Annotated in this window: 13 protein-coding genes and 1 pseudogene; 7 read left to right on the top strand and 7 right to left on the bottom strand. The window is 61.2% G+C overall.

Annotated features, from left to right (window positions below; genetic code table 11):
• Positions 1-88 precede the first annotated feature (88 nt).
• Entirely contained in the window at positions 89-1,387 is a 1,299-nt protein-coding gene (locus CSR00_RS05055) for an adenylosuccinate synthase (RefSeq protein ID WP_099021289.1), read from the bottom strand.
• 102 nt (positions 1,388-1,489) lie between these two features.
• Here CSR00_RS05055 and CSR00_RS05050 point away from each other — a divergent pair, with 102 nt between their 5' ends.
• Together CSR00_RS05050 and CSR00_RS05045 are read left to right on the top strand one after the other, a co-directional pair.
• Positions 1,490-2,131 (top strand): peptidase M50, encoded by a 642-nt coding sequence (locus tag CSR00_RS05050; RefSeq protein WP_099021288.1) that lies wholly within the window; start codon positions 1,490-1,492, stop codon positions 2,129-2,131.
• Positions 2,132-2,153: 22 nt separating this feature from the next.
• A pseudogene (locus CSR00_RS05045) lies at positions 2,154-2,786 on the top strand (site-2 protease family protein); the annotation flags it as partial.
• Positions 2,787-3,911: 1,125 nt separating this feature from the next.
• On the opposite strand, the gene CSR00_RS31900 reads toward CSR00_RS05045, so the two are convergent.
• From CSR00_RS31900 to CSR00_RS05015, 6 genes are all read right to left on the bottom strand, one after another.
• Positions 3,912-4,259, bottom strand: a complete 348-nt coding sequence (locus tag CSR00_RS31900) for a DUF3846 domain-containing protein (RefSeq protein WP_456093781.1) — start codon at positions 4,257-4,259, stop codon at positions 3,912-3,914.
• A gap of 306 nt (positions 4,260-4,565) precedes the next feature.
• The gene (locus CSR00_RS31755) at positions 4,566-4,991 is read right to left on the bottom strand and encodes a histone-like nucleoid-structuring protein Lsr2 (protein ID WP_099021286.1); all 426 of its coding nucleotides are present in this window, start codon (positions 4,989-4,991) and stop codon (positions 4,566-4,568) included.
• Complete coding sequence (locus tag CSR00_RS31750) at positions 4,948-5,214, bottom strand: DUF732 domain-containing protein (protein ID WP_407662397.1); 267 nt, start codon at positions 5,212-5,214, stop codon at positions 4,948-4,950. The genes CSR00_RS31755 and CSR00_RS31750 overlap by 44 nt, the downstream gene beginning before the upstream one ends.
• Positions 5,215-5,646: 432 nt before the next feature.
• On the bottom strand, positions 5,647-5,883 hold the full coding sequence (locus CSR00_RS05025) for a hypothetical protein (RefSeq protein WP_099021284.1): 237 nt from the start codon (positions 5,881-5,883) through the stop codon (positions 5,647-5,649).
• Positions 5,880-6,125, bottom strand: coding sequence for a hypothetical protein (locus CSR00_RS05020; RefSeq protein ID WP_099021283.1), 246 nt, complete (start codon positions 6,123-6,125; stop codon positions 5,880-5,882). Before CSR00_RS05020 ends, CSR00_RS05025 begins: the two co-directional genes overlap by 4 nt.
• 250 nt (positions 6,126-6,375) lie before the next feature.
• Entirely contained in the window at positions 6,376-6,720 is a 345-nt protein-coding gene (locus CSR00_RS05015; RefSeq protein WP_141564286.1) for a hypothetical protein, read from the bottom strand.
• Between the two features lie 571 nt (positions 6,721-7,291).
• Between CSR00_RS05015 and CSR00_RS30575 the strand changes: the two genes are divergently transcribed.
• The 5 genes from CSR00_RS30575 (at position 7,292) to CSR00_RS04990 (ending at position 12,030) form a co-directional block, all read left to right on the top strand.
• Positions 7,292-7,579, top strand: coding sequence for a hypothetical protein (locus tag CSR00_RS30575; RefSeq protein WP_099021281.1), 288 nt, complete (start codon positions 7,292-7,294; stop codon positions 7,577-7,579).
• Positions 7,548-7,949 carry a hypothetical protein gene (locus CSR00_RS05005; protein ID WP_099021280.1) on the top strand — a complete coding sequence of 134 codons (402 nt, stop codon included), beginning with the start codon at positions 7,548-7,550 and terminating at the stop codon, positions 7,947-7,949. Before CSR00_RS30575 ends, CSR00_RS05005 begins: the two co-directional genes overlap by 32 nt.
• Before the next feature lie 63 nt (positions 7,950-8,012).
• On the top strand, positions 8,013-9,431 hold the full coding sequence (locus tag CSR00_RS05000) for a terminase large subunit domain-containing protein (RefSeq protein ID WP_099021279.1): 1,419 nt from the start codon (positions 8,013-8,015) through the stop codon (positions 9,429-9,431).
• Entirely contained in the window at positions 9,428-10,936 is a 1,509-nt protein-coding gene (locus CSR00_RS04995; protein ID WP_176561909.1) for a phage portal protein, read from the top strand. Before CSR00_RS05000 ends, CSR00_RS04995 begins: the two co-directional genes overlap by 4 nt.
• Complete coding sequence (locus CSR00_RS04990; RefSeq protein WP_099021277.1) at positions 10,933-12,030, top strand: VG15 protein; 1,098 nt, start codon at positions 10,933-10,935, stop codon at positions 12,028-12,030. The genes CSR00_RS04995 and CSR00_RS04990 overlap by 4 nt, the downstream gene beginning before the upstream one ends.
• Positions 12,031-12,051 lie beyond the last annotated feature (21 nt).

The following is a 12,051-nucleotide window of genomic DNA, read 5'->3' as shown; positions in this document are numbered from 1 at the left end:
TTTTTGAGTGTGAGGCTGACGAGCAGGTGTAGAGAAGGGAGTATCGCCGGCATGGTGGGAGGTGTATCAGGGTCGAGGCCGTAGTCGGTCACGCCGGGCCCGCCAGGACGTCGCGCCGCACGATCGTCTGCTCCCGCCCGGGGCCCACCCCGACGCACGAGATGTGCGCGCCGGCGAGCTCTTCGAGCCGGAGCACGTAGTCGCGGGCCTTGGCGGGCAGGTCGTCGAACTCACGCGCGGAGGAGATGTCCTCCCACCAGCCGGGCATCTCCTCGTAGACGGGCTCGGCACGGGCGATGTCGCTCTGGGTCATCGGCATCTCGTCGGTGCGCCTGCCGTCGACGGTGTAGCCGACGCAGATCGGCACGGTCTGCAGGCTCGACAGCACGTCCAGCTTGGTCAGGAAGTAGTCGGTGATCCCGTTGACCCGGGTGGCGTAGCGGGCGATGACCGCGTCGAACCAGCCGCAGCGGCGGCGCCGGCCGGTGGTCACACCGATCTCGCCGCCGGTCTTGGCCAGGTACTCGCCGTGCTCGTCGAACAGCTCGGTCGGGAACGGCCCGGACCCCACCCGCGTGGTGTAGGCCTTCAGGATGCCCAGCACCGTGGTGATCCGGGTGGGCCCGATCCCGGAGCCCACCGACGCGCCACCGGCGGTCGGGTTCGACGACGTGACGAACGGGTAGGTGCCGTGGTCGACGTCGAGCAGCGTGCCCTGTGAGCCCTCGAGCAGCACCGTCTCGCCCCGCTCCAGGGCGGTGTTGAGCTGCAGGCGGGTGTCGGCGATGCGGTGGCTGAACCCCTGCGCCTGCTCCAGCAGGTTGTCCACCACTTCGGCGGGGTCCAGCGCCCGGCGGTTGTAGATCTTGACCAGCACCTGGTTCTTGAACTCGCAGGCCGCCTCGATCTTCTCGGCCAGCAGGGCCTCGTCGAGCACGTCGGCGACCCGGATGCCGATGCGGGCGATCTTGTCCTGGTAGCACGGCCCGATGCCGCGGCCGGTGGTGCCGATCTTCTTGCTGCCGGCGTAGCGTTCCACCACCTTGTCGATGGCCACGTGGTACGGCATGAGCAGGTGGGCGTCGGCGGAGATCAGCAGCCGCGACGTGTCGACGCCGCGCTCCTCCAGCCCGGACAGCTCGGAGAGCAGCACCGCAGGGTCGACGACCACCCCGTTGCCGATCACGTTGGTCACTCCCGGGGTGAGGATGCCCGAGGGAATGAGATGGAGTGCGAAGTTCTCCCCCGTCGGCAGCACGACGGTGTGTCCGGCGTTGTTGCCCCCCTGGTAACGCACTACCCACTGGACCCGTCCACCGAGCAGATCGGTGGCTTTTCCTTTGCCTTCGTCGCCCCACTGGGCGCCGATCAGGACGATTGCCGGCATGGCATGTCTCCCGCGTACCTCGCGCTGATGTGCCTGATCACTCTGTCAAGCCGGTGAGCTACCTTATCCGAGAAGGTCCCGGCGTGATTGCGAGGAGCATCGTTGAGCCCCGCCGACACACCCGCCCGCACCGGGGTGCTGCTGTTCGGCGGGCGTCGCGTGCCCCGGTCACTGCGGCGGCTACCCACGGTCCGGGTCACCGGCGACGAGGACGTCGAGGGCGGCATCGAGGGCGGCATCGAGGACCGCATCGATGCCGTCACCGCCGCCGCGCGCCGCGTGATCGTCGTGGGTGCCGCGGCCGACCTGGCGATGGTGCTCACCCGGCTGCTGCGCACCGAGCGGCTCGACGTCGAGGTCGCCCACGCCGACGGCTGGCGGGCGGCCCGGCGGGCGCTGTCGGGCACCGCGCAGCGGGTGCCGCTGATCCGCGACGAGACCGGCCGGGTCCTCGCCGCCGCCGCCGAGTGGTTGCCGGCCGCCGACGCCGACGCCATCCACGGTGAGGCCATCGTCGACGACACCGTGCTCTTCGACGGCGACGCGACGGCGGTGCGGATCGAGCCGGTGGGCGCGATGCCGGGCCTGCGCGCACGTGCCGGCGGGGGGCGCTGGGTCACCGGGCGGGCCGCCCAGTTGGGCACGACGGGCGCGCGGGTGGTGCGCGACGGGATACCGGGGCCGCGGGTGGTGCGCCGGTCGACGTTCTACCGCCACACCGAGGGCTGGCTGCGGGTGCACTGACGCTGACGGTAGCTTTCGAGAGATGAACATCCGTCCCCTGCGCCAGGCGGTGCGCCCCAGCCCGATCTTTCTGGTGATCGTGGCGGTCACCGCCGCCGGCGCGGTCCTGGCGTGGCTGGCCGCCGGGGAGATCACGCCGCTGGCGTATGCGGGTGTGTTCGTGTTCGTCATCGCGGGCTGGCTGGTGTCGCTGTGTCTGCACGAGTTCGGGCACGCGGTGACCGCCTGGCGTTTCGGCGACCGCGACGTCGAGATCCGCGGCTACCTGACCCTGAACCCGTTCAAGTACTCCCACCCGATGCTGTCGCTGGGCCTGCCGCTGGTGTTCATCGCCCTCGGCGGGATCGGGCTGCCCGGCGGGGCGGTCTACCTGCGGACGTCGTGGATGACGCCGCGGCAGCGCACGCTGGTCAGCCTGGCCGGGCCGTTCGCCAACCTGGTGCTGGCGGTGGTGCTGCTGACGGTCGCGCGGCTGGCCTACGACCCGGCCAACGGGGTGTTCTGGTCGGCGGTGGCCTTCCTGGGACTGCTGCAGGTGATGGCCCTGATCCTCAACCTGCTACCCATTCCCGGACTCGACGGGTACGGCGCCCTGGAGCCGCATCTGGGGGCCGACACCCAGCGCGCGCTGGCCGGGTTCAAGCAGTGGGGATTGCTCTACTGATGGTCCGGACACCCTTCCCTCCCATATAGGGAAGAAAGAGAGTTAGTCCACCCGTCAGCCACTGGTGTGCTGACCGCCTAGGTGCCTGCGACACGCGCTTGGTATCCGACAAGTCAGACCAGCGCGGCCAGTGCAGAGTTCCACCTAGGTAGGGGGACCACTATTTAGTTCAGCAAACTACATTTGCAGGTCCGGGCCTCTACTAGCTCCCGGTCCCCCGCCCCTTGCGGTGCGTTGCCATTAGTAGACACCAACAGTGCCCAGCTACCAAGTGGGTGCAGCTGTGTTTCGGACACCGCTATGGGTATGCATGCATGCTGACCTCGTAACAACTAGCTACTGTGAACTAGGTCACATGGGCAATACTGGTGCTGTAGCAAACCCGAAATGCTGCCTACGCACGTGTGTGTCATGGGTCACATCGGCGGGAAGCTATCCAGTCCACCATGGCTCACCGTGTGGGATGCCCTGACCACGTAGGTACGGATTGCTGCCCCCTCACGTCCACACAGTGCCACCAATACACCCTCACGCGTGTGCTCGTACCCTCGATGGCTTACAGGGCCTCTCAGACCCGATATATCGACAACAGTCACACCAGCACACACCACACCACACCCGACAGGGCACCACACGACAGGCAGCCACAGACCCAATCGCATGGACATAACAGCACGTCAGGGCATGTGCTTAGCCCATCTCCATACCCCTGGGGGATGCCCCCTCGGCCGGCGGCACCGGGACACCTCTTGCAAATCATCGCCTCTCTCTCCGGCAAAAAACAGTCGTAGCTATTCAAATTCAAATTGCTGATACACTGTAAATGCCCAGATAAATGCTCAGAAAGTGCAGGTCGCACCCATGCCACGCTGTCGAAGTACAGTTTGCGGAGAACCATGCCGGCGAAAGGTCTGCTCCCGCGGCTTCTGCAGCACCCACTACCGCCGATGGCGCAACGGAGACGACATGGACGCCCCGATTCGCGGGTATGTCCACTACGAGGAAGGCCCAGGCGGGTCGTGCCGGCGGCGATCTACAGCAAAGGTAAAGCCCCTCCGCGCACGTGTTCGTCCGTTTGCGCGCGAAGAGGCTCTACTTGCTTCACTGGGACTGCGATCAGGGTGACGAAGCGCGGATCGCTTTAGCTATGCGCTCCATCTCGCCGCACAGGACAATCACTGGCTCTGTGCAGTCTGTTGGCTCTCCGTGCGATGTGGGGCCCATTACGACGCACTTCCCCCCGATTACGTCGACAGCCTCCATAGCGGGGTTTAACCGCCACCACAGGTACGTTGCGAGCTCGTTGATGGGCAGCTTCAAGTCTTTCGCGTTTCGATTCATAAAGAGGCTCGCATGAGGAGTAGTGACAACGTCTACGTCCCCCCCGACGATCAGTTGGATCGCATTCAATCCATCTGATTCAACGTCTTCGATCTCACATGACTGCAGATCTGGACATATCACTATGGCCCTCACCGTTAACCGCCTATCTATTTGACGTGGGTACTTACTTCAGTGAGGCGCAATTCAGACCTCTCCCTGGGGGTCAGAGCGCCACCTTCGGATAGAAGGTACCCAGTCGGGTAAGCATATCGACTTCCGGACGCTTCACCAGTCCTCCGGTCGATTCTGATATAGCGCTCAGTCCCACATCGAATGCAGGCTAGGCCCTGGATGAAGTCGCGGCCGTCGCGCTTAACGGTTGTGTAGTTCCATGCGTGACCGAAAACGCGACACATTCTGAAATGAGGGTCTATGTCACCTGCGCGGTTATTGGGCACGCTTACGACTGCCCCTCGGCCGGCGTTTTTCGTGAGCTTCCTGATAAGCCTCTACAAGGGAAGAGGGAAGGAAGCCTCGATCGGAGACCTCGTACCCGTTGTCCCGCCCCCACTGTCGGATTGCTGCACGGGTCTCTTTGTCCCCGAACGATCGGGTAGAAGAGGAGGTCCCTCTACCTGACTGCGTTACAGGAGCTGATGTGGCGCCTCTTGCTCCACGACGGCCCTTAGTCCATCGGAGTCGTTCGTGCGCCGAATCGAGGTAAGGCTGAAGAAGGGACTGAAGCTCTTCAGCGTGCTCCTCTGTGAGGTCCAGGACGTAGATCTGACCGTCCCAGCCGAGCTCTCGTGTGGTGTCTGCTAACTGGCTCTTATCTAAGTCGTCCCACATTCGGACTAAGGTCTCGCGTGCCATAGCGAGGACTGTACCCCATCTGAAGTTGGTCAGGGCATAGCAGATTCACCGACATTTGTGTGAAAGTAATCGCTTCGTCAGTGGAAAGCGTTGGATACAGAACTACCACATTGGTGACTACTGCCTGTGGCGACACACCGCCTCGCAGTAGCTCACAGTTTTGCCTAGCTACTCCTAGCTCGAGTTCCTTGGAGCCCGGGATATCTACGCCGGCCTCCTGCATGGCGAAGTCAAAGAGATCTTCCATCTCATCTGCGCCAGCGGTTGGTGCTGTGAGAAGTGCCAGACTGGCGAGCGCGACGGGGATCCGTTTCATGGCTCGCCAGTCTAGCTGGACTACTCGACTTCTGTACACACAAGCGTTGTGGGAACGTCGTCTCCGTGGAAGTCGGGGGTGTCGACTGGCTTCTCGACAACACAGCTGACGCAGCCGGCTATGCACCCGACAGCTACAACGCCCCACATGCCGTATCGGATTGCCTTGATCACAGGTTGAGTCCGCTGATGATCGTCTTGAATCGCATGTTCATGGCGGCGGCCTCCCGCTCGTCATCGGTCGCCGTACACAGTGGTGTGTGGCTCGCTGCGTACATGGGGGCCGTCTCCTCTGTGCCGTAGCCGATTAGGGTGAGGCAGGCTGGGCAGATGACTGGCATCATGTGGGCATCGTCCTCAGGATCTCGACTCCACGCTGCATGGCATACAGGTCCAGCGCGTCGATCGCGGAGGTGAGGTGACTGATGACAGAGTCCCGGCATGTGAGACTGTGCCAGCTGCTCTCATCTCCTGCGTCTTGCGGTAGTCGCTTGACGTTCTCGATGTGGATCTGACAGTTGGTCTTGACGATTCGGAGGATCTTCTCGATCTCCTTGTCTGGAAGCTTGTAGCTCACGCGGACTCACCTTCCCTTGCTTTCTCTAGTTCGTCGGCGAATGCCTTCGCCTGCTTCAACGTCTGCGACGTGTAGATGACGCGCAGCGGTTCGCCGCCTGATCGGGTGAAGAGTCGCCAGATGACCGACTTGTAGGTTTCGGTCGGCTTCTTGCGGCGGATGACGTAGAGGCGATTGTCGTCTGGCTTCGCGTAGTAGGCGCTGAATCCGGGGTTCTCGTCAGAGACGTTGATCCATTTCACTCGGTGAACTCCTTCACCAGCTTCTGAAGTCGCCGTTTCCTGTAGTACCTGTGCACCATCCGCAGTTGTGCGGATGCGATCGCGAGTCGAACTCTGTCATCGCTGTCTGCTGCGCCGACTCCGATTGTGTCTCTGGCTATGACTCCACACAGCGGGGAATACGTTTGGTCTACCAAACAGACGGTGATCGTTGTGGCATCAGGCACTGTGATTTGCCACGTCGTCCCATTGGGTGCGTCGACTTTCGTCGTCATGCTGCCACGGTCCACTTCTTCGTCTGCGCTTTCTCCAGGTCGGACAGGTAGTTCCCGATGCGGCAGTAGCCGTGACGAAGGTCCTCGATCGTCTTGAACCGGTTCCGTGGCTTCGCCTCGTACAGGAACGCGCCGACGCACTCGGTCTTGAACTTGTTTCGCTTGGCGATTGCGCTGACCGCCTTGTGCACTTCAACGAATGTCGCTCCGCTGGAGATGAAGTCATCGAAGAAGACCCACTGCAGTCCGAGACGGCCCTCGCCGAGTCCGTTCGAGTGTGACTGTGTGCCAGTCTTGCGGATTGCCAGCATGTTCACCTTGAGCGACATTGCCGTCGCCATGAGTGGGAGCGTACCGGACATTCCTCGCCCTACTAGCGTGTCGAATGTCTTGGTGCGCAGAGCGGATCGTGCTCGCAGCCGAACGACTTGCGGCTCCAGGCAGTTCTCGACGTATGAAGCTTTGACATCGACAAAATTTGAAGCTTTGAAATCGAGAAAGTTCTCGCCTATCACTTCGCTTGAGCTCCAATCGGATTCAGGTCGAGGTCGTTCTTCATGGACTGAAGGTATGCGTGCGCTCGGCTGCCGGTCGGGAACCACTCAACGTCCGGGGAGAAACAGGTCCCGAACGGTGGTATCACGATCCAGTGCATCCCCTCTGGGACCACGAGCCGTTCATCCCAGTCGCCTAGGTTGTTCGTCACCTTCGATACCGCCCAGTGTTTGACACTGACGTGGTGTTTCTGGTCTAGGTATCCGCGCACTCATCCTCCGTGGAACAGGTATGTGGCTGTGTTCCTCATACGCTCTCGTGGAGTCACATTACGAGACGACTTGTGGTGTGAAACAGGATCTTTGAAAGCACATCTAACGTGTTTGCTGATATACTGTAGCCAGGGAGGTCTGAAGTATGCCCGCTCCATCCGTTTCGTTCGACACAGAGAAGGTCAAGCCCATCTGGAAGGGCCGCCTGTCGCTCGAGGATGTCAAGGGATGCATCGCAGCTGATGTTGCTGAGCTTCAGCGCCTCTACTCGCTACAGGCCGAGGATGAGCGTAAGTGTGCGACTGACCAGTACCGGACCCCGGACTATCAGCTGCACCGCCTCATCGCGGGCTGGGAACACGCACAGGACACTCACTGGTCCTGGTATCGGGAGATGATGAATGTCGGAGCCGCAGCCACCAAAGGGGCTTAACCCCTGGGGTAAGAAGCTGTGGGATGACGTTACTGAGTCAACCGAGTTTGATGCGGCCGGTTACTTCATCCTAGCTGAGGCATGCAGGACCGCAGACATCATCGAGCGCCTGAGCGGAATGCTGAAGGGCAAGTCCACTGAGTGGATTAAGTTGTCCGACGACATCGCTACCGCACTTCAGGTGAGCACTGGCGGCATGGAAGTCGCCGAGGTGCATCTGGTGGTTAACCCCATCATCAGCGAGATCCGCCAGCAGCGGCTCGCTCTGCGTCAGTTGTTGGCGCAGTTGAAACTCGGCAATACCGAGGCAGGTACGGAAGGCCAGTCCACGCTGGACAAGTTGATCGCTAACTTCGCGCTTCCGGAGTAATCCAAGAAACGGACGGTTCGCCCTATGGGACGAATCGGGAATCAAGTACCCCCGAATTACTGGGTGCCTGAGTATGTCCGCTCTCGCGGCGACCGCGCCATCGCGTTCCTCAACGCCATCGGCTACTACCTAGACGAGTGGCAGCAGCTTGTCCTCCGGGACTTGTTGGGAGAGACGGTAACTGGCAAGTGGGCCTCGATGGAGGCCGTACTCCTGGTCCCACGTCAGAATGGAAAGACGGCGATTACCGAGGCTTTGGCCTTGGTGCATCTGTTCCTGTTCGGATCCAAACTGATCATCCACACGGCTCAGCTGTTCGATACAGCGTTCGAGTCGTACTTGCGCATGTGCGCGATCATTGAGGAATGCCCTGGCCTTGACAAGTATGTCAAGCAGAAGCGTTCCGGCAATGGAAACGTGGGCATTGAGCTTCACAACGGCGCGCGGCTGCTCTACAAGGCCCGAGGAAAGGGCCAGGGCCGCGGATTCTCCGGTGATCTCGTAATCCTCGATGAGGCATACGATTTGGATCCCGAGATGATGGCCGCACTCATCCCTGCGCTGTCTGCGCGGAAGAACCCACAGGTCATTTACACATCCTCAACCGGCGATGAGGACTCCGAGGTGCTGCTGCGCGCCCGGGATCGCGGAATGAATCACGAGGAGCGCATCGCGCTATTCGAGTGGTGCGCCGATCCGAAGTGCAAGCTCGATGACCGCGAGCAGTGGTACAAGGCAAACCCAGCGCTTGGCATTCGCCTCGATGAGGACTACATCGCATCAGTTGAGCGCGGGTCGCTCGATGACAAGAAGTTCGCTCGGGAACGCCTCGGATTGTGGGCTGACGCCTCGATCAAGGCCCCGATTGACGCTGATCTGTGGGAGTCACTGAAGGACCCAGACTCCAAGATCACCTCTCGCATTGTTCTCGCTGTCGATGCTGCCCCAGATCGATCGAAGGCATCTATCGCTCTCGCCGGCTACACAGCTGACGGCCGCAAGCAGGTCGAGGTTGAGTCGTCCGGGCGTGGCATCTCGTGGTGTGTCGAGGCTGTCGATTCGATCTACAAGGCCATCAACAGTGAACAGCCGCTAGCGGTGGTTGTACAGGCTGGCGGACGGGCCGGCGCGTTGATCCCCGAGCTGGAAGCGCTTGGCATTGAGGTGATCCCGTTCGGCACCCGAGAGATCATGGGGGCCACTGGATTCTTCTACGACTCCTGCACAGACGAGACGCTCGTCCATCTAGGGGATGACTCCCTGAAGGTGGGTCTTGCTGGTGCTCGCCAGTACATGATCGGCGGCAAGGTCGGCGAGGATGAGTACAACGGCTGGGGTTGGGCCCGCGCCGACACAACTATCGACATCACTGGCGTCTGTGCCGTGAGTTACGCCCTGTGGGGCTTGAACATGAAGCGGGCTGAGGCTCTCACCGAGAAGAAGCCATATGAGGGTAAGCCTCGAGGAGGACGTGTCTGGTGATCTACAACAATCTTGACCCATTCATCCCTGAGTACTCCCCTGCCCCGATCACTTTCCCGGATGGCGATCTGCGTGGCAAGGAGCTGGAGAAGTTCCTCAATAAGACCGTCTACCCGGAGTTTGAGAACGAGAAGAACCGGCTCCGATTCCTGGAGTTGTGGGCCTCCGGTAAGCAGCCTGAGGTGAAGCCGCTGAAGCGGAACACTGAGCGTGCTGTGTTGCAGAAGATGGCTCGCACGCCGTGGATTCCGTTGATGATCTCCACGTTTGCGCAGCAGATGATCGTGGATGGATATCGCAAGGCCGGCGAGACTGAGAACGCCGAGAAGTCCTGGGAGACCTGGAATCGCAACAAGATGGGGTCTCAGCAGATCGCCATCAACCGTGCTGTGATGACGTTCGGCTACGCCTATGTGCGCGTCACGTCCGGAACTGTCGATTCCGACGAGGGCACGACCAGTGACATGGCGGTGTTGCGCGCCGTCTCCCCCATGGGCGTGTTCGCACTGTACGAGGATCCGTACGGGGACGAGTACCCGGAGTATGCGCTGGAGAAGCTGCCGAATGGGCAGTGGCGCTGGTGGCTACCTGACGGTAACTACATCAAGCTGACCCGCGTTCGCAACAAGTTCTCGGTCGGTGAAGAGGTCGAGACCAAGTACGGTAAGCCACCGTTCGTACGGTATATCAACCAGATCGACCTTGAGGGCCGCTGCTGGTCAGATGTTGAGCCGGTCATTGACTTGGCTGCGCGTATCGACAAGACGGCATTCGATCGTCTGCTGGTGCAGCACTTCAACAGCTTCAAGGTGCGGTGGGCCACTGGCCTCGAGCAGGCTGACACACCCGAGGGTGTTGAGCAGGACAAGATCCGTATCTCCAATGAGGACATCCTCATTGCGTCGGACGTGCAGGCCAGGTTTGGCACGCTCGATGAGACCACCATGGATGGCTTCATTGCGGCCTACAAGGCCGATCTGGAGACGTTCGCTGCCGTGATGCAGCTTCCGCCGAACCTTCTGGGCCAGGTGGTCAACGTTGCCGCTGACGCGTTGGATGGCGCGCGCCGGCAGACCTACCAGCGCCTGTTCGAGAAGCAGACCGTGATGGGTGAGTCGCATGCACAGGTCATGCGCTTGGCGGCATACGTTGAGGGTCGTGGCGAGGATGCCGACGACTTCCATGCACGCGTGCACTGGCAGGACGTTGAGGTGCGATCGCTGGCGCAGTTCGCCGATGCGTGGGGCAAGATCGTGGATCAGCTTGGGGTTCCGAAGTGGGCTGCCTGGGAGAAGATCCCTGGTGTCGAGCAGTCCGAGGTCAAGGGCTGGAAGGACAACTACCTATCTGACGAGCCGGTCTACAAGTACTTGCGCGAAGTGGCGGGTGTCAAGCCAGTTGCTGGTGATTCACTCGGGCGCGGCTCTGATGCCGGCCGACCTGGCTCCAGCCGCAACACTCCTTCGACCAGGAACGACACCGGCCAGCCGAAGACCGCGGCATGACGGCCCCTGTAGAGGAAGACCAGGGACTCTCCGCGCTTGAGGCGTACGTCGCATATCGAACTCTGCTACACCGCGAGGATCAGGATTCGATCGCTGCGGCACTAGCTGTTGCGCTATACCCGGTGTGGGCGATTCAGCGGTTCGAGGAACTCGACCTGAGCACGCCACTGTGGTTGAGCGCGGCAGTCCCATTGGTCAGGACCGCATATCTGCAGAGTCAGCGTGTGGCGTCCGTGTTCATCGAGGACGTGCGATTCGCGAGCGTCGGATCCGCTGACCCGTTGCCCATCATTGTTCCCGACGTGGAGTCACCTGGCCGTGTACCCGCGGTGAGGTTCGCGACTACCCACATCCCCAGCGCGCCATCCGATGGTATGCAGCCGGTGGAGTTGGATCCATTCCCCGAGGCTGACGCCTCTACGTCGCTGGCGATCCAGGGCAATTCGAATATCAAGGCGCAGATGCCGGGCAAGGAATCTGACTTGATGTACTCGGGGTTGGCGAATAGCGCTGGTGCTGGAATCCGTCACGCAATGAACGGCGGGCGCAATGCTATGGGGCGCACCGCTGAACGAGATGAGCGGCTCATTGGTTGGGCCCGGGTGACTGACGGAAACCCATGCTACTTCTGCGCGCTCCTCGCCTCGCGCGGGGCTGTCTATCGGAAGTACTCGTTCAACCAGGGTGGCCGCCGTAAGTGGAATGGGACTCTTACCAAGGCTGACAGGGATTTCAAGGCCAACCCTGAAGCGCGCGAGCTCCCCAAGGGATACACGAATGTCGCGAAGGTTCATGACAACTGTCGTTGCCAACTGCGGCCGGTGTATTCGAATGCACAAACTTGGGACGCTGAGGCTTTGTACTACCGAGATATGTGGGACGACATCAGTCGGAAGCACTACTGGAAGTCGAACGACAAGATCATTCAGGAGTTCCGCAAGGCGTACGAGCCTTACACCGCTGAGCGCGCCAGCGTACAGAGTGCGCGCATTGACCTAGAGCAGCGATTGAATGCGCTTGAGGAGCAGGGGTTTACCCCTTTCAGCCCGCAGGTCGAATGGACTCGCGGGCAGCTAGATGCACTGGCTACCTAGCCAGGGCGGTTGACGAACAGC

Source organism: Mycolicibacterium palauense, assembly GCF_002592005.1.
GTDB lineage: Bacteria > Actinomycetota > Actinomycetes > Mycobacteriales > Mycobacteriaceae > Mycobacterium > Mycobacterium palauense.
Note: the sequence above shows the minus strand (reverse complement) of the source record. Positions and strands in the feature narration are given on the sequence as shown.

What these genes read in the sequence shown, in the direction of transcription:
- CSR00_RS04990 (WP_099021277.1), top strand. Translation starts at nt 10,933, where the DNA reads ATGACGGCCCCTGTAGAGGAAGACCAGGGACTCTCCGCGCTTGAGGCG.
- CSR00_RS05055 (WP_099021289.1), bottom strand. Translation starts at nt 1,387, where the DNA reads ATGCCGGCAATCGTCCTGATCGGCGCCCAGTGGGGCGACGAAGGCAAA.
- CSR00_RS05015 (WP_141564286.1), bottom strand. Translation starts at nt 6,720, where the DNA reads ATGGCGACGGCAATGTCGCTCAAGGTGAACATGCTGGCAATCCGCAAG.
- CSR00_RS05005 (WP_099021280.1), top strand. Translation starts at nt 7,548, where the DNA reads ATGTCGGAGCCGCAGCCACCAAAGGGGCTTAACCCCTGGGGTAAGAAG.
- CSR00_RS31750 (WP_407662397.1), bottom strand. Translation starts at nt 5,214, where the DNA reads ATGCAGGAGGCCGGCGTAGATATCCCGGGCTCCAAGGAACTCGAGCTA.
- CSR00_RS30575 (WP_099021281.1), top strand. Translation starts at nt 7,292, where the DNA reads ATGCCCGCTCCATCCGTTTCGTTCGACACAGAGAAGGTCAAGCCCATC.
- CSR00_RS31755 (WP_099021286.1), bottom strand. Translation starts at nt 4,991, where the DNA reads ATGGCACGCGAGACCTTAGTCCGAATGTGGGACGACTTAGATAAGAGC.